The following is a 16,231-nucleotide window of genomic DNA, read 5'->3' on the forward strand; positions in this document are numbered from 1 at the left end:
ATTGGGGACCTCGACCCCTACACCCAGCCCGTCGCGCCGCCAGGCCTCCTCCCTACGGAACGGTGAGCCATATAAGGAAGCGGAGGGCTTTCACTAGTGGACTGTCTACCAGTCCTGAGCCAACAATGCGTAGAAATCTCCCTCGCGCATCACGTTGCTCCAGGTGGCCAGCTCTCTTCTGGGTGCTCTGCAGATTCGTTGGGTGTGGAATGGGTTGACGCTAGTCGAGCCCGCGAGAGCGACTGGCAACTTGAAATCAGCGATCGTGAATGGACGGGCCCGTTTGACGGTGCCGCGAGAAGCGTTTTGGACTGGGGCCGTGGGAGGTGGAAGCTCAGGCGTGAGGATCCCGGCGGCCCGCTTTTCGAGCTGGTCGGGCTGAGTGTGACGGCCACACGACTGGACCGTAACTCTGTAAACCAGATTCAAGCACTCGCTATTGAGTTCGCTTCGTACGTTCTTGAGATTCGAGTTTGGGAGGGTGGCCTCCAGGTTGATCTCGCCTCGTCGTAAAGTAGCTAGCTTGCGACCTTACGGCTCCAGCACGACGAGCTGCTGCGTCGCTCGGCTCATCGCGACGTAGCGGTCGACGGCGGCGGCGACGGTGCTTTCCCCGGCGGCGAAGCCGCCCGGGTCGACCAGCACGACGAGGTCGAACTCGAGGCCCTTCGCGGTGACGGGGTCGAGCCACCGGACCCGCTCGCGGTCGGGCCCGCGGGAGACCCGCCGCTCGCGGTCGGGCTCGACCCCGATGACGCACGCCACGCCGTCGTGCTCCGCCAGCCAGCGGTCGAGCACGTCGTCGAGCTCGGTGACCCGGCCGCGAACGACCGGGAGCCCGCTCGATCGGACGGACCGCGGGACGTTGGCGTCGGGGATCGCGGCGCGGATCACCGGCGCGGCCTCGGCCATGACCTCGGACGGCGTCCGGTAGTTGATGCCCAGCCCGGCCACGCGCGCCCCCTCGATCCCGGCGCGTGCGAGCCGCTCCGGCCAGGTGTCCGTGAACCCGTGCCGCGCCTGCGCCCGGTCGCCGACGATCGTCAGGCTGCGCGACGGGCACCGCAGCAGCAGCACCTGCCACTCGGCGTCGGTCAGTTCCTGCGCCTCGTCCACGACGAGGTGCGCGAACGGGCCGGCGAGCCGGTCGACGTCGGACCGGGGCGTCGTCGCGGCGCCGTCGAGCGCGCCCCGCAGGTCGTCGCCGCGCAGCATGCTCATGACCTGCAGCTCCGAGTCGTCGGCCGCGACGAGGTCCGCGACGACGTCGTCCATCCGGGCCGCTGCCGCTTCGCCTTCGGCCCGTTCACGACGCCGACGGCGCGAGGCCGCGGGGTCGCCGAGCCGCTGCCGGGTGGCGTCGAGCAGGGGCAGGTCCGACGTCGTCCACGCCTGGGGCTCGGCGCGCTGCAGGCGCCGCACCTCCTCGGGAGAGAGCCACGGTGCGCACAGCCTGAGGTAGGCGGGCACGGACCACAGGTCACCGACGACGTCCGCCGCGTCCAGCAGCGGCCACGCCTCGCCGAGCGCGGCCCGGAGCTCGGCGTCCTGCTCGACGGCCCGGCGCACCTGCTCGGGCGGCGCGTCGTCGTCGTGCTTGTCGACGAGGATGTCGACGAGCGCGTCCCAGACCTCGTCGCGGGCGTCGTTGTGAGGAGTGCCGGGCTCTGGCGCGGCGAACGCCTCGGCCCAGTCGCCGGCGGTGAGCCGCACGTCGGCCCACGGGGTCGAGACGGTGCGCCCGCGCGTCGGCGGTTCCTCGTAGAAGCGGACCGCGGTCTCGATCCCGCGGACCAGGTCCGCCGAGCCCTTGAGCCGCGCCACCTCGGGGTCCTCCTCGGCCCCGGCCCGGCCGCCCTCGGGCACGAGGTCGCGCAGGGTCGCGAGCTGCACGCCCTCCTCGCCGAGGCTCGGCAGGACGTCCGCCACGTAGTCGAGGTACGGCTGGTGCGGCCCGACGACGAGCACCCCGCCGCGCCGCGCCTCCACCTGCGGGTCGGCGTACAGGAGGTAGGCGGCCCGGTGCAGGGCCACGACGGTCTTCCCGGTGCCGGGTCCGCCGTCGACGACGAGCGCACCGCGGGCGCCCGCGCGGATGACCGCGTCCTGGTCGGCGGCCAGCGTGCCGAGGACGTCACGCATCTGCGCCGACCGGGCCCCGCCGAGGCTCGCCACGAAGGCCGACTGGTCGTCGAGGGAGGCGGTGGCGAGGGGGCCGGCCTCGCCGTCGGCCGCGTCGGCGAGGAACAGCTCGTCCCAGTAGTCGGTGATCAGCCCGCCGGTCCAGCGGTAGCGCCGCCGGGTCGCGAGCCCCATCGGGTCCGCGAGCGTCGCGCCGAAGAACGGCCCGGCGGCCGGCGAACGCCAGTCGACGAGGAGCTGGCGCCCGTCCGCGTCGGTGAGCCCGAGCCGCCCCACGTACACCGGCTCGCCGCCGTCCGCGGGGACCATGCGTCCGAGGCACAGGTCGACGCCGTGGCGGCGGAGCGTGTGCAGGCGCGCGGTGAGGCGGTGGACCTCCTGGTCGCGGTCGAGCGCCTGCTGGCCCGCGCGGGCCGGTGCGCGCCGGGTGGCGTCGAGGCGGGCGGCGAGGTCGGCGACCGTCCGCTCCAGGCACGCGGCGACCGCCGCGAGGTGACGCTCGTCGTCGGCGACGAGCGCGGGGTCGGCCTTCGCGGCCAGGCGGTGGGGGAGGTCGAACAGGTCCGGGTTCGGGTGCGTCACGGCTCAGCTTCCGCTCGGGGTCCGCGGCCGGACGGGCCGCGGCCTGCGATTCTCCGCCGTCGGGGGGCCCTTGCCGCAAGACCCCCACTGCGCTATACGTTGAGAGTGGAGAGGTGAGGGCGGCCGGTGTTGACGGCGCCCCGGGCGTGGGCGGCGACGCCTAGGCTGGTCCCCGAGATGAACCCGCTCTTCGAGAACCTTCCACTGCCCGGCCTCAGCACCTTCGGCGCTACCACGACCGGGCTCTCCGGCGTCCCCGAGGAGGCACGCCTCCCCTCCGGCGGCTCGCCCGTACGCCCCGCGCCCGACGACGAGGCGCAGCCCTCGTACGCGGCCGCGCCCCGCGCGTCGGGCGGGGGAGCGGCCGGTGGCCGGCGCGATCCGGAGGCGCTCCTCGAGGGCCTCAACCCGCAGCAGCGCGAGGCCGTCGTGCACGAGGGCGGGCAGCTCCTCATCGTGGCCGGCGCAGGCTCGGGCAAGACGCGCGTGCTCACCCACCGCATCGCGTACGCGCTCGCGACCGGGCGCGCGACGCCCGGCGAGATCCTCGCGATCACGTTCACCAACAAGGCCGCCGCCGAGATGCGCGAGCGGGTCGCGGCGCTCGTCGGGCCGGTCGCCCGGCGCATGTGGGTGTCGACGTTCCACTCCGCGTGCGTGCGGATCCTGCGGGCCGAGCACGACCAGCTCGGGCTCAAGTCGACCTTCTCCATCTACGACGCCGCCGACAGCCAGCGCCTCGTGACGCTCGTGTGCCGCGAGCTCGACCTCGACGTCAAGAAGTACCCGCCGCGGTCGCTCGCCAACAAGATCTCCGACCTCAAGAACGAGCTCGTCGACCCGGAGACGTACCGGTCGACGTCGGGAGCCTCGAGCGAGAGCGCGAACCCGTTCGACGCCGTCCTCGCCGACGTGTACGTGCGCTACCAGCAGCGCCTCCAGCAGGCGCACGCGCTCGACTTCGACGACCTCATCATGACGACGGTCAACCTGCTGCAGGCGTTCCCGGGCGTCGCCGAGCACTACCGCCGCCGGTTCCGGCACATCCTCGTCGACGAGTACCAGGACACGAACCACGCCCAGTACATGCTCGTCCGGGAGCTCGCCGGCGTCAGCGCCGAGGAGGTCGAGACGGTCGAGGGGGACGAGCGGGAGGCCCATCACGCGGCGCCCGTCCCGCCGGGGGAGCTCACGGTCGTCGGCGACGCCGACCAGTCCATCTACGCGTTCCGGGGCGCCACCATCCGGAACATCCTCGAGTTCGAGGCCGACTACCCGAACGCCCGGACCATCCTGCTCGAGCAGAACTACCGGTCCACCCAGACCATCCTGACCGCGGCCAACGCCGTCATCGCCCGCAACCCCGACCGCAAGCCCAAGCGCCTGTGGACCGACTCGGGCGCCGGGACCAAGATCATCGGCTACGTCGCGGACAACGAGCACGAGGAGGCCCGGTTCGTCGCCGAGGAGATCGACCGTCTCGGCGACAGCGACGGCGTCCGGCCCGGCGACGTCGCGGTGTTCTACCGCACCAACGCCCAGTCCCGCGCCCTCGAGGAGGTGCTCATCCGCGTCGGCCTGCCCTACAAGGTCGTCGGCGGCACGCGCTTCTACGAGCGCCGCGAGATCAAGGACGCCATCGCCTACCTGCGCGCCGTCGACAACCTCGACGACGACGTCAACCTCCGCCGCGTCCTCGGCGTCCCCAAGCGCGGCATCGGCGAACGCTCCGAGGCGCTCGTCGCGTCGTTCGCCGAGCGCGAGCGCATCTCGTTCGGGGCCGCGCTCGGCCGGCTCGACGCGATCCCCGCCATGACCACGCGCACCCTGCGACCCCTCGAAGGCTTTCGCGACCTCATGGCCGGCCTGCGCGAGCTCGCCGCCACCAGCGTGGGACCGGCCGAGGTGCTCGGCGCCGTCCTCGACCGGTCAGGCCTGCTCGCCGAGCTCCGCGCCAGCGACGACCCGCAGGACGCCAGCCGCGTCGAGAACCTCGCCGAGCTCCACGCCGTCGCCCTCGAGTTCGAGCAGGACGAGCCCGACGGCACCCTCGCCGACTTCCTCGAGCGCGTCTCGCTCGTCGCCGACTCCGACCAGATCCCCGCCGGGGACGGCGCCGACGACGGCGCGCGCGACCCCGGCGTCATCACCCTCATGACCCTCCACACCGCCAAGGGCCTCGAGTTCCCCGTCGTGTTCCTCACCGGCCTCGAGGACGGCACCTTCCCGCACATGCGGTCCCTGCACGACGACGCCGAGCTCGCCGAGGAACGCCGCCTCGCCTACGTCGGGATCACCCGCGCCCGCGAACGGCTCTACATGTCACGGTCCGCGGTGCGGTCCGCCTGGGGCATGGCCAACGAGTTCCCGCCGTCCCGGTTCCTCGACGAGATTCCCGACGAGCTCGTCGACTGGAGGCGCGCGGAGTCGTCGATGCAGACCCTGCGCGCGGGCGGGTCGCTCTACGGCTCTTCCGGCGGCTGGGGTGCGTCCTCCCGGCAGACGCGCCGCGAGTCCTCCCCCCAGGACCACGATGGCTTCCGGTCGCCGACGCGGGGTGGGCGGATCGGTGCCCGGGAGGAGGCGTCGCCGTCGTTCGGGTCCGCCACGCCGCGGGACGACGCGACCATCCCGTCGCTGAGCCTGGGGGACAAGGTCACCCACGACGCGTACGGGCTCGGGACCGTGGTCGCGCTGGAGGGCTCCGGGCGGAACGCCGTCGCCAAGATCGACTTCGGCGCCGACGGCACCAAGCGGCTGCTGCTGAGGTTCTCGCCGGTCACCAAGCTGTAGCAGCCCTGGTCGGACGGCCGCTCCGGGCGCATCCTGAACTCGACGTGTTCCCGACGACGGAGGCAAGCGTGAGCGTGCGAGCGGCGGACCGGCCGGGCGTGGGCGAGTACACGGTCAAACCGCTGAGCGCGGACACGTGGGACGCGTTCGCGGCGCTGTGCGAGCGAAACAACGGTGCCGGGATGGGCGGCTGCTGGTGCTGCTGGTTCCACGAGGCGACGATGAGCGAGCGCGAGACCGAGATCGCCGCCTGCGGCGGAAACCAGCAGTACAAGCATCAGCGGGTCCTCGACGGTCGCGCGCACGCGGCCCTGGTCTTCGAGGGCGACGAGGCGGTGGGCTGGTGCGAGTACGGACCCCCGTCGGAGCTGCCCGGCGTCTACCACGCGAAGGAGCTCGCGGCGTCGGGCGACCCGCTGCCTGACTACCGCTTCACGTGCTTCTTCGTCGACCGCCGGCACCGCGGCCGCGGCGTCGCCACCGCGGCGCTGCGCGGCGCCCTGGAGCTCGTCGCGCGGGCGGGCGGCGGGGTCGTCGAGACCTACCCGCGCGACGCGCCCGGCAAGACGTCCGCGTCGTTCCTCTACAACGGCGCGCGGCCGATGTTCGAGAAGGCCGGGTTCGACTACATCCGTCCCAAGGGCACGAAGAACTGCGTGATGCGCCTGACGGTCGCGCCGGCGTAGCCCACGCGCTCGGCGGGCGGATCCCGGGTCGACCCGATGTGGACCTACCGAGCGTCGGGGCCGGTGGGCGGAGCGCTCGCGCGCCCCGGGCCACCGGCCGCCGAGCCCGCGGCAGCGGCGAGTGCGTCCCGCAGCGCGCGCACCTCGCCGGCAAGGTCGGCGACCTGGGCCCGGGTCGCCGCCTCCTCGGCCTCGTTCGCCTCGCTCACCCGCTCGACGAGCCACGAGGCGAGGGTGGCGGTGACCACGCCGAGCAACGCGATCCCCGCGACCATGAGACCGGCCGCGATGAACCTGCCCGCGGTCGTGACGGGGTACACGTCGCCGTAGCCCACGGTGCACATCGTGGAGACGGCCCACCAGATCCCGTCGCCGAGATCCGTGATGGTGGCGCCCGGTCGTCCCCGCTCGGTTTCCGTCATGGCGAGCGCGCCGGTCACGACGAGCAGCGCGGTGCCCCCGACCGCGTACGTGATGACCTTGCCCCGCAGCTCTCGGGCGCCGGTCCGGTTGAGGATCGACAGCAGGGCGAGAAGCCTGACGAGCCTCAGCGGGCGCAGCACCGGCAGGACCACCACCGCGAGGTCGAGCGCGTGGTGCCAGACGAAGTGCCACCGTCGCTCGGCGAGCGCCAGCCGCACGACGTAGTCCGTGACGAAGAGCGACCAGGTCGCCCAGACGACGACCGAGCACGTCGTCCTGAGCGCCGTGGGCGCCGTCGGCACGGCGATGGGGATCGCGTACGCCGCGAGGAACAGCACAGCCGCGGCCGTCAGCGGCCACTCGGTGCTTCTCTCCCAGCGCTCGGCGCGGGCCATCTCGGCATCCTATGGACCGCGCCGCTCCGTCCGTCTGCGACACACGGAGGCCGCCCCCAGCGTGGCGCCGACACCCTGTCCGCGGCGCTCGCTACCGTGGTGGCGGCACCTGGCTGGGAGGGGAAGTCGTGGACGACGTCGACGGGACCGCGACGCGCGGCAGCGTCGGTCCCGTGCCGCCGCCCCCACCGCCGCCTCCGCCGCCCGCGCCGCCCCGAGAACGCGCGCTGCGGGTCTCGGACGAGGTGCGCGTGGGGTCGGTCGCGGCCACGCGTGCGGCCCGTCGCGGCCCCGACCACGACGTCACCCCGACCGTCGCGGGACGCACCGTCGCACGCCAGGCCCGCGGGCGCATCGCCGGGCTCGACGGGCTGAGGGCGCTCGCCGTGCTGGCCGTCGTCGTCTACCACGTGCAGCCCACCTGGCTGCCGGGCGGGTTCCTCGGCGTCGACGTGTTCTTCGTCGTCAGCGGGTTCCTCATCACGACGCTCCTGCTGCGGGAGCTCCAGCGCAGCCGCCGGCTCAGCCTGCCGTCGTTCTGGCTCCGCCGTGCGAGGCGCCTGCTTCCCGCCCTCGGGGTCGTCGTGGTGACGAGCATCCTCGCGGCGCGACTCGTCGAGCCGGACCTCCTCGTGGGCATCGGCCGCCAGACGCTCGGCGCGCTCACGTTCTCCAGCAACTGGGTCCAGATCGCGTCCGGGGCCAGCTACTTCGACCGCACCGCGCCCGACCTCTTCATGACCTTCTGGTCCCTCGCGATCGAGGAGCAGTTCTACGTCCTGTGGCCGCTGCTGCTCGCCCTGCTGGTCGCGCTCACGACGTCCGGCCGGACCCGCGCCCGCGTCGCGCTCGCCGGCGCCGTCGCGTCCGCGCTGCTCATGGCCCTCCTCTACACGCCGGGGACGGACCCCACGCGCGTCTACTACGGGACCGACACCCACGTGTTCGGGCTGCTCCTCGGGGTCGCCGCCGCGTTCTGGTGGACCACCCGGCCGCGGCTCCTCGCCGCGGCGTGGGCGCACCGCTGGGTCCCCGTCGCCTCGCTCGCCGGCCTGCTCGCGCTGATGCTCACCCTGCACGACGACGCCGACCTCGCCTACCGGGGCGGCATCGCCCTCGGGTCGGTGCTCGCCCTCGGGGTGGTGGCCGGGTGCACCGGCGGCGCCACGACGACCGTGCGCGCGCTCGAGCTCCGGCCCGCGCGCTGGGTGGGCGAGCGGTCGTACGGGATCTACCTGTGGCACTGGCCGCTCCTGCTGCTCGCCTGGGCCGCGGTGCCCGCCGAGCCCGGGACCGCGCGGTGGTGGTGGTCGAGCCTCGCCGCCGTGGCCCTGACGTTCGCGGCGTCGTGGGCGTCCTACCGGTGGGTCGAGACGCCGATCCGGCGGGACGGCTTCCGGCTGACGGCGGCCCGGGCCGCCGCCGTCGTGCGGCAGCCCGGCGCGCGCGTCGCGCCGGCCGTCGCGGTGGTCGGCGTGCTGGCGCTCGTCGGGACGGGCGTCGTGGTCGCCACCGCGCCCGCGGAGTCGGCCGCGCAGCGGTCCATCGAGCAGGGGCTCTCCGCGATCGACACCACCGGGACCACGGGCGGGGCGGGCGCCCTCGACGCCGCGTCGCCGTTCACCGTCCCCGGTGCGACCGCGCGTGGACCGGCCATCGCCGCCCGACCCGACCCCCGGCCGAGCCGGCCCGGTGCAGGCGGGGGAGCGACGTCGTCGGGCCTGCCGCCCCTCCTCGTCAAGGGCAAGGTCGACGGGAGGCAGGTCATCGGGTTCGGCGACTCGGTGCTGTCCGGCGCCGCGCCCGCCGTGCTCGACCACTTCCCCGGCATCGCGCTCGACGCCAAGCCCATCCGCAAGTGGGTCGACGCCCCCGCGCTCGTCCAGAAGGCCGCCGACGCCGGGAAGCTCCGGCCCTACGTCGTCCTCAACTTCGGCACCAACGGCGGGTTCCAGTTCAAGGGGTCGGACACCGCGCTCGAGAAGGTGCTGAGCATCCTCGGGCCGGGCCGCCGGATCGTCCTCGTCAACACCGTCGGCGTCAGCTACTGGGTCCCGGACGCCAACAAGCAGCTCGCGCGCATCGCCGCGAAGCACCCGAACGTCGTCGTCGCCGACTGGAACCACGCGGTCCGCGGGAAGCCCGGGCTCCTGCACGCCGACCGGACGCACCCGAACATGCAGGGGATCGACGTGTATGCCGGGGTCGTCGACGCGGCGCTCAGGGAGGCCGCCGGGCGGTAGCCCGGGCCGTCCGTCGTGGCGGGGCGGGTGTGTCAGGCGGCCTCCGCGTCGCGGGTCTGCTCCGCCGACGCGCGGAGGGCGGCGAGGTCCGCCCCGGCCGCCGTGAGGGTGCGGCCCGCGGGGGACGACGGGTCGCGGAGGACGCCGAGGAGCAGGTGCGCGCTGGTGATCCGGCGGTCGTGGAGGCGGACGGCCTCGCGCAGCGCCAGCTCGAGGGTCTTCTTCGCGTCCGCGGAGAACCGGGGACGCCGGGAGTGGCCGCGGCGCCCTTCGGCCGCGACGGGCGTGTCGAGGGCTCCCGGACCGAACACGTCGTCCGCGCGGGCGCGCATGGCGTCGAGGTCGATGCCGACGGCGGCGAGCGCGGCCGGGTCGAGGCCGGGATCGGCGGCACTCGGGCCGTCGGGGGCGGGCGTCGTCGGGCGGCCGGGGCGGTCCACCGTGGCGGCGGCGGCCTCCAGGCGTGCGCGGTCCAGACCGGCGTCGTGGAGGACTCGTGCCGCGGTCGCGCCGTCGTGCGCCGCGTCCTGCCAGGCGAGCGCGAGGAGCAGGGAGACGGAGTCGACCGTCCCCGAGCCCTCGGCGTCGCCCACGGCGAGGTTCACGACGGACCGGGCGTCCTTGGTGAAGCGTTCGAACATGGTCAGTCCCTTCCGTTGTCGAGGCCCGAGCCACGCCTCGTGCCGTGCTTCTTGTGGACGGCCTGCCGGCTGACGCCGAGCGCGTCCGCGATCTCCTGCCACGACCAGCCGAGCGCCCGCGCCCGGCCGACCTGCAGGGCCTCGAGCCGCTCCGCGAGGGTGCGGAGCGAGCGCACCGCCCGGAGGCCGACGGCGGGGTCGTCGGAGACGGCGGCGGCCGCCTCGGGCGGTGTCGGCCCGGGAACCGGGCTGCTGGTGTCGGTCATGCTTGTCAACATAGGTTGACGCGCAGCGCGTGTCAACCGAGGTTGACACAGCCGTCTTCGGACCGGGCCGCGCCGTCCCGGTGTGGCGCTCGTCACGACCGGTGCCGGGTCGGGCGGGAGGGCCGTGCGCGGAGGGCTACCCTGGAACGCGGTGTCTTGACGTCGAGACACCCGCAAACCTGTCGATGGAAGGACGCACCAGGGTGGACCTGTTCGAATACCAGGCGCGCGACCTCTTCGAGAAGCACGGTGTACCGGTGCTGGGCGGCGTCGTCGCGACGACCCCCGAAGAGGCTCGCGAAGGCGCAGTGAAGCTGACGGGCGAGGACGGCGGAGTCGTTGTCGTCAAGGCCCAGGTCAAGGTCGGTGGCCGTGGCAAGGCCGGCGGCGTCAAGCTCGCGAAGTCCCCCGACGAGGCCGCCGAGCGCGCGTCCGAGATCCTCGGCATGGACATCAAGGGCCACACGGTCCACCGCGTGATGATCGCGGAGGGCGCCCAGATCGAGGAGGAGTACTACTTCTCCGTGCTCCTCGACCGGGCCAACCGCTCCCTGCTCGCCATGGCGAGCAAGGAGGGCGGCATGGAGATCGAGCAGCTCGCCGTCGAGCGCCCCGACGCGCTCGCGCGCATCGAGGTCAACGCGCTCACCGGCATCGACCAGGCCAAGGCGGACGAGATCGTCGCGGCCGCGGGCTTCGACGCCGACGTCGCCGGCAAGATCGCCGACGTCATCCAGAAGCTCTGGACCGTCTACAAGGAGGAGGACGCGACGCTCGTCGAGGTCAACCCCCTCGTCAAGACGGCGTCCGGCGACATCGTCGCCCTCGACGGCAAGGTCTCGCTCGACGAGAACGCCGGCTTCCGCCACCCCGACCACGAGGCGCTCGAGGACAAGGCCGCGGCGGACCCGCTCGAGGCCAAGGCCAAGGAGAACGACCTCAACTACGTCAAGCTCGACGGCGAGGTCGGCATCATCGGCAACGGCGCGGGGCTCGTCATGAGCACGCTCGACGTCGTCGCGTACGCGGGCGAGGCGCACGGCGGCGTCAAGCCGGCCAACTTCCTCGACATCGGCGGCGGCGCGTCCGCTGAGGTCATGGCCGCCGGGCTCGACGTCATCCTCAACGACGCGCAGGTCAAGAGCGTGTTCGTCAACGTCTTCGGCGGCATCACCGCGTGCGACGCCGTGGCGAACGGCATCGTCAAGGCCCTGCAGATCCTCGGCGACGAGGCCAACAAGCCGCTCGTCGTCCGCCTCGACGGCAACAACGTGGAGGAGGGCCGCCGCATCCTCGCGGAGGCCGCGCACCCGCTCGTCACGCTGGCGAGCACCATGGACGAGGGCGCCGACAAGGCCGCCGAGCTGGCTGCGAAGTAAGGGAATCGAACGATGTCTGTCTTCCTCACCAAGGACTCCAAGGTCATCGTCCAGGGCATCACGGGCGGCGAGGGCACCAAGCACACCGCGCTCATGCTCAAGGCCGGCACGCAGGTCGTGGGCGGCGTCAACGCCCGCAAGGCCGGCACGTCCGTGACCCACACCGGCGCCACCGGCACCGAGGTCGAGCTCCCCGTCTTCGGGACCGTCGTCGAGGCGGTCGAGAAGACCGGCGCCGACGTGTCGATCATCTTCGTGCCCGCCGCGCACACCAAGGCCGCCATGATCGAGGCCATCGACGCCGAGATCCCGCTCCTCGTGGTCATCACGGAGGGCGTGCCGGTCGAGGACGCCGCCGAGGCGTGGGCGTACGCGATCGAGAAGGGCAACAAGACCCGGATCATCGGCCCGAACTGCCCCGGCATCATCACGCCCGGCGAGTCGCTCGTCGGCATCACGCCCGCGACGATCACCGGCTCCGGCCCCATCGGCCTCGTGTCCAAGTCGGGCACGCTGACCTACCAGATGATGTACGAACTGCGGGACTTCGGGTTCTCCACCGCCATCGGCATCGGCGGCGACCCGATCATCGGGACCACGCACATCGACGCGCTCGCCGCGTTCGAGGCCGACCCCGAGACCAAGGCGATCGTCATGATCGGCGAGATCGGCGGCGACGCCGAGGAGCGCGCGGCCGCGTTCATCAAGGACAACGTCACCAAGCCGGTCGTCGGCTACGTCGCGGGCTTCACGGCCCCCGAGGGCAAGACGATGGGCCACGCGGGCGCCATCGTGTCGGGCTCGTCCGGCACGGCCGCCGCCAAGAAGGAGGCCCTCGAGGCCGCGGGCGTGAAGGTCGGCAAGACGCCGTCCGAGACCGCCTCCCTCATGCGGGAGATCCTCACCTCGCTCGCCTGAGCGAGCCGGGACCGACGTCCGGTCCCACGTCCGAGGCCCGGGCGGGTCGTCGCTGCTGCGGCGCCCGCCCGGGCCTCGTTCGTCTCTCGTGAACCGCCACCGAACGAGGCAGGACGCCGACGATGACGTAGGCGTCGTCGGCCGCGAGATACCGCGATGCGGTCGAGTCACCGATGCAGACTCGGTATCTCGACCCGAACTCGGTATGTCGTCGGCGCGCGGCGCGGTCACACGCGGCCCGTTCTGACGCGTCACCGTCGGCGAGGCGAGCCGACCGCGAGCTGGTCGATGGGGTGTCGGTCGGAGTCGCGGCTCGGCACCGGAAGGGCGTCCGGACGGCGCGGCCTGCACGGGGCGCGGCGCGACGTCGGGGACGATGGGCGCGTGAGCTCCACCGGCACCCCCACGCGCTCGCCCCGCGCGCGCACCCTCGACGCGCCCGACGGCGGCCGTCGCCGGGGCGCGCCGTCCGAGCTGGTCGCGTCGTTCCTGTCGGCCGTGGTGGTCGTCGTCGAGTGCGTCGTCCTCACGCTGCTCGTGGTCGTCCTGGTGGTCGGGGCGGTGCTGGTGGCTAGCCCGACGGGCGCGGGCTGGTCGGGCGCGGCGACCATCGCGGCGTCGACCTGGCTGCTCGGGCACGGCGTCCCGGTCGAGGCGAGCGGCGCCACCCTGACGATCGTGCCGCTCGGCGTCACCGCGCTCGCGCTGTTCGTGGCGTTCGCCGTCGGACGGCGCACCCTGCGGCCCCGCGCCGCCGCCCTCGCCTTCGCGGTGCTCGGCTACGCCGCGGTGGTCACCGCCGTCGCGGCGTTCACCGCGCCCGTCGCGCCCGGTGGACTGCTCTGGGCGCCCGTCGGAGGGGCGCTCCTGGCCCTCGCGGGGCTGGGCCTCGGCCTCACCACCCGCCCGGACGCCCCGACCCTCGGCGAGCTCGCCGAGCGGTTCCAGGAGGCCCTCGAGCCGCGGCTGCCCGTGCCCTCTGTCGCGCTGGACGGCGTCCGGCGCGGAGCCGCCGCCGGGGTCGTCGCGGTGCTGCTCGCGATCGCCGCGGCCGGCGTCCTGCTCGTCGTGTGGGCGGTGTCGGGGCGGTCGACCGTCGGCGACGTGCTGCGGGCGCTCGACCCGGGGACGGCGTCCGGGATGCTGCTCGGGGTCGCGCAGCTCGCGTTCGTCCCGAACCTCGTGGCGTGGGCGCTCGCGTGGCTCGTCGGGCCAGGGTTCGCGGTGGGCGCCGGCTCGGGGTACGCCCCGTCGTCGCACGTCGACGGCGCCCTTCCCCTCGTGCCGCTCGTCGGCGCGCTGCCCGGACCCGGATGGGCGAACCCGGTCGCGCAGGCGTCGGTGCTGGTCGTGGTGGCGGCCGGCGTCGTCGCGGGCGTCTACCTGTGGCGCGCGCACGCGTTCGCGGGCGGCACCACCTGGACCGGGCTCGTGACGTCCGTGCTCACGGCGGCGGTCGTCGCCGGCGTGCTCGTGGCGGGGCTCGAGGCCGTCGCGGGCGGCGCGGTCGGGCCGGGCGCCATGCGCACCGTGGGCGCGCGGCCGTGGCTCGTCGGGGGGCTTGCGGCGGCGTGGGTGCTGCTCGGCGTGGCACTCGCCGTCGGCTGGCGGCTCCTCGACCTGCGGGGCCGGTCGCGCCGCTGACGCGCCGCTAGGGTAAGGCCGTGCAGACCCCCTCCGGCCAGCCCGTGGACGTCACGTCCTCCACCCGCCTCGTCGTCCTCGTGAGCGGCGCCGGCTCGAACCTCGCGGCGCTGCTCGCCGCGCACACGGACCCCGCGTACGGCGCGCGCGTCGTCGGCGTCGTCGCGGACCGGCCCGGCATCCGGGCGCTCGAGCTCGCGCAGGAGGCGGGGATCCCCACCGCCGTCGTGAGCCTCAAGGACTTCCCCGACCGCGCCGTGTGGGACGAGGCGCTCACCGAGGCGGTCGCCGTCTTCTCGCCGGACCTCGTCGTCCTCGCGGGCTTCATGAAGCTCGTCGGCGCGCCGTTCCTCGCGCGGTTCGGCGGCCGCATGCTCAACGCGCACCCGGCGCTGCTGCCGTCGTTCCCCGGCGCCCACGGCGTGCGCGACGCTCTCGCGTATGGCGTCAAGGTCACCGGCTGCAGCCTCATCGTCGTCGACGAGGGCGTCGACAGCGGGCCGATCGTCGCCCAGGTCGCGGTCCCGGTCGAGGACGACGACGACGAGGCGAGCCTGCACGAGCGCATCAAGGTCGCGGAGCGCGCCCTCCTGGTGGACGTGGTGGGCCGGGCGGCGCGCGAGGGCCTCGTCGTCGAGGGGCGTCGCACCCGGTTCGGCCGCTGACATGACGCCGCCGCTGCCGCTCGTCGCGCGAGGCGGGGGCGGCACGCTCGCGGGGAGCCTGTGGCTTCCCGACGGCCCCGCGCGGGCGCTCGTCCTCATGCACCCGGGCTCGGGCCCGTCGGACCGCGACAACGACGCGTTCTTCCCGCCCGTCCGCGGCGCCCTCCTGGCCGCGGGCGCCGCCGTGGCGTCGTACGACAAGCGCGGCGTGGGCGGGTCGGAGGGCTCCTGGCTCACCACGGCGATCCCCGACCAGGCCGACGACGCCGCCGCGGGACTCCGCGTGGCGCGCACCGCCCTGGGCGCCGCGGGGGGCGGAATCGGTGGCGCCGCCGTGCCGACGGTGCTGTTCGGGCACTCGCAGGGCGGGTGGGTCGTGCTCGAGGCGGCCTCGCGGGCCGACGTGGCGGGCGTCGTCACCAGTTCCGGGCCGGCCGTGACACCGGGCGACCAGGAACGCTTCTCGACGGCGACGGCGGTCCGCCGCGCGGGCTGGGCCGACGCGGACGAGGCGCTCGCCGTCTTCGACGGGCTGATGGCGCTGGCCGAGCGCGGCGCCGCCTACGACGAGGCGCGGGCCTGGTCCGGCGTCTCGGAGCGCCGCGACGTGCTCGACCGCCTCGCGGCGCTCGGCGCGTTCGTCCCGGGCTCGCGCGAGGTCTGGGAGCTGGCGACGCTGCTCGTCGGGCACGATCCGCAGGACGCCCTGCGCCGCCTCCGCGTGCCGCTGCTGGCCGTGTTCGGCGACGACGACGGCGTGGTGCCGGTCGAACGGAGCGTCGCCGCTCTGCGGGGCCTCGTGCCGCCGCGCCTGCTCGACGTCGCGGTGCTCGCGGGCGGCGACCACCGGCTCCAGAGCGTGGACGGCAGGTTCGTGCCGGGGTACCCGGACGTCGTCGTCGACTTCGTCCGGCGCGTCGCAGGCGCGCCCTGACCCGTCAGCGCGCGAGGGCGGCGAGCGTGATCGCAGCGGCGTCCTCGGCGAGCGCGGCCGGCAGGTCGGGCAGGCCGCGGCCGGCGACGAACCGGCGCCAGGCAGCCCCGCCGTAGGTGCCCAGGGCGGAGGCGGCCGCCCCGAGGGCGGCGGCCGTCAGGACGGCGGCGGCCGAGCGGGTGCCGGCGTGCCGGGCGAGCGCGGCGGCACCGACCGCCCCGGCCGCCGCGCGCACGGCCGGACCCGGCGGGTCGACGCGGCTCGGGGTGGCCGGCAGCTTGTCGCCCACGAGCTCCGCCCCGACGGCGAGCACGCCGAGCACGCGGAGGCCGCGGCGCGGGGAGCGGAGGAACGGCTGGGCCAGCCCGAGCGTGCTGCGCGAGCCCGCGGCGACGCCGACGAGCGACGACCGGACGACGAGGTTCATGGCACCACGGTCGCGTCGGGCCACCCGTTGGGCAACCCGGGTGAAAATTCGTTGCCCCGGTTGCGTAACAGGTCTGTTCGCCCGAGTGTCGAG

13 protein-coding genes are annotated in these 16,231 nt (G+C 74.3%); 8 read left to right on the forward strand and 5 right to left on the reverse strand.

What is annotated here, in order from left to right:
* Positions 1-531: 531 nt before the first annotated feature.
* On the reverse strand, positions 532-2,724 hold the full coding sequence (gene helR, locus ACLQ14_RS09715; protein ID WP_425812361.1) for an RNA polymerase recycling motor ATPase HelR: 2,193 nt from the start codon (positions 2,722-2,724) through the stop codon (positions 532-534).
* A 177-nt stretch (positions 2,725-2,901) separates the two neighbouring features.
* Between helR and pcrA the strand changes: the two genes are divergently transcribed.
* Both pcrA and ACLQ14_RS09725 read left to right on the forward strand, forming a co-directional pair.
* Entirely contained in the window at positions 2,902-5,517 is a 2,616-nt protein-coding gene (gene pcrA / locus ACLQ14_RS09720; protein ID WP_425812362.1) for a DNA helicase PcrA, read from the forward strand.
* Between the two features lie 68 nt (positions 5,518-5,585).
* Positions 5,586-6,203, forward strand: a complete 618-nt coding sequence (locus ACLQ14_RS09725) for a GNAT family N-acetyltransferase (protein ID WP_425812364.1) — start codon at positions 5,586-5,588, stop codon at positions 6,201-6,203.
* Between the two features lie 44 nt (positions 6,204-6,247).
* Here ACLQ14_RS09725 and ACLQ14_RS09730 read toward each other — a convergent pair whose 3' ends face one another.
* Complete coding sequence (locus ACLQ14_RS09730) at positions 6,248-7,021, reverse strand: potassium channel family protein (protein ID WP_425812366.1); 774 nt, start codon at positions 7,019-7,021, stop codon at positions 6,248-6,250.
* A gap of 251 nt (positions 7,022-7,272) precedes the next feature.
* Between ACLQ14_RS09730 and ACLQ14_RS09735 the strand changes: the two genes are divergently transcribed.
* On the forward strand, positions 7,273-9,264 hold the full coding sequence (locus tag ACLQ14_RS09735) for an acyltransferase family protein (protein WP_425812368.1): 1,992 nt from the start codon (positions 7,273-7,275) through the stop codon (positions 9,262-9,264).
* 32 nt (positions 9,265-9,296) lie between these two features.
* Here the strand turns inward: ACLQ14_RS09735 and ACLQ14_RS09740 are convergent, their stop codons facing one another.
* Together ACLQ14_RS09740 and ACLQ14_RS09745 are read right to left on the reverse strand one after the other, a co-directional pair.
* A complete protein-coding gene (locus tag ACLQ14_RS09740; RefSeq protein ID WP_425812370.1) occupies positions 9,297-9,905 on the reverse strand; it encodes a Clp protease N-terminal domain-containing protein in 609 nt (202 codons plus the stop codon).
* 2 nt (positions 9,906-9,907) lie between these two features.
* On the reverse strand, positions 9,908-10,171 hold the full coding sequence (locus ACLQ14_RS09745; protein ID WP_425812375.1) for a helix-turn-helix domain-containing protein: 264 nt from the start codon (positions 10,169-10,171) through the stop codon (positions 9,908-9,910).
* Positions 10,172-10,374: 203 nt separating this feature from the next.
* Here ACLQ14_RS09745 and sucC point away from each other — a divergent pair, with 203 nt between their 5' ends.
* The 5 genes from sucC to ACLQ14_RS09770 all read left to right on the forward strand — a co-directional run bounded on the left by sucC (position 10,375) and on the right by ACLQ14_RS09770 (position 15,711).
* A complete protein-coding gene (gene sucC, locus ACLQ14_RS09750) occupies positions 10,375-11,550 on the forward strand; it encodes an ADP-forming succinate--CoA ligase subunit beta (RefSeq protein WP_425812376.1) in 1,176 nt (391 codons plus the stop codon).
* A 12-nt stretch (positions 11,551-11,562) separates the two neighbouring features.
* Complete coding sequence (sucD, locus tag ACLQ14_RS09755; protein ID WP_425812377.1) at positions 11,563-12,468, forward strand: succinate--CoA ligase subunit alpha; 906 nt, start codon at positions 11,563-11,565, stop codon at positions 12,466-12,468.
* A gap of 384 nt (positions 12,469-12,852) precedes the next feature.
* Complete coding sequence (locus ACLQ14_RS09760) at positions 12,853-14,112, forward strand: DUF6350 family protein (protein WP_425812379.1); 1,260 nt, start codon at positions 12,853-12,855, stop codon at positions 14,110-14,112.
* Positions 14,113-14,132: 20 nt separating this feature from the next.
* Entirely contained in the window at positions 14,133-14,777 is a 645-nt protein-coding gene (purN, locus tag ACLQ14_RS09765; protein ID WP_425812381.1) for a phosphoribosylglycinamide formyltransferase, read from the forward strand.
* 1 nt (position 14,778) lies between these two features.
* Positions 14,779-15,711 (forward strand): alpha/beta fold hydrolase, encoded by a 933-nt coding sequence (locus ACLQ14_RS09770; protein ID WP_425812383.1) that lies wholly within the window; start codon positions 14,779-14,781, stop codon positions 15,709-15,711.
* 4 nt (positions 15,712-15,715) lie between these two features.
* On the opposite strand, the gene ACLQ14_RS09775 is transcribed toward ACLQ14_RS09770, so the two are convergent.
* Positions 15,716-16,138 (reverse strand): hypothetical protein, encoded by a 423-nt coding sequence (locus ACLQ14_RS09775; protein ID WP_425812385.1) that lies wholly within the window; start codon positions 16,136-16,138, stop codon positions 15,716-15,718.
* Positions 16,139-16,231 lie beyond the last annotated feature (93 nt).

Source organism: Luteimicrobium sp. DT211, assembly GCF_049844995.1.
Lineage (GTDB): Bacteria > Actinomycetota > Actinomycetes > Actinomycetales > Cellulomonadaceae > Luteimicrobium.

Coding starts and splice junctions, on each gene's coding strand:
- ACLQ14_RS09775 (WP_425812385.1), bottom strand. CDS start 16,138: ATGAACCTCGTCGTCCGGTCGTCGCTCGTCGGCGTCGCCGCGGGCTCG.
- ACLQ14_RS09740 (WP_425812370.1), bottom strand. CDS start 9,905: ATGTTCGAACGCTTCACCAAGGACGCCCGGTCCGTCGTGAACCTCGCC.
- pcrA (WP_425812362.1), top strand. CDS start 2,902: ATGAACCCGCTCTTCGAGAACCTTCCACTGCCCGGCCTCAGCACCTTC.
- ACLQ14_RS09745 (WP_425812375.1), bottom strand. CDS start 10,171: ATGACCGACACCAGCAGCCCGGTTCCCGGGCCGACACCGCCCGAGGCG.
- ACLQ14_RS09770 (WP_425812383.1), top strand. CDS start 14,779: ATGACGCCGCCGCTGCCGCTCGTCGCGCGAGGCGGGGGCGGCACGCTC.
- ACLQ14_RS09730 (WP_425812366.1), bottom strand. CDS start 7,021: ATGGCCCGCGCCGAGCGCTGGGAGAGAAGCACCGAGTGGCCGCTGACG.
- sucD (WP_425812377.1), top strand. CDS start 11,563: ATGTCTGTCTTCCTCACCAAGGACTCCAAGGTCATCGTCCAGGGCATC.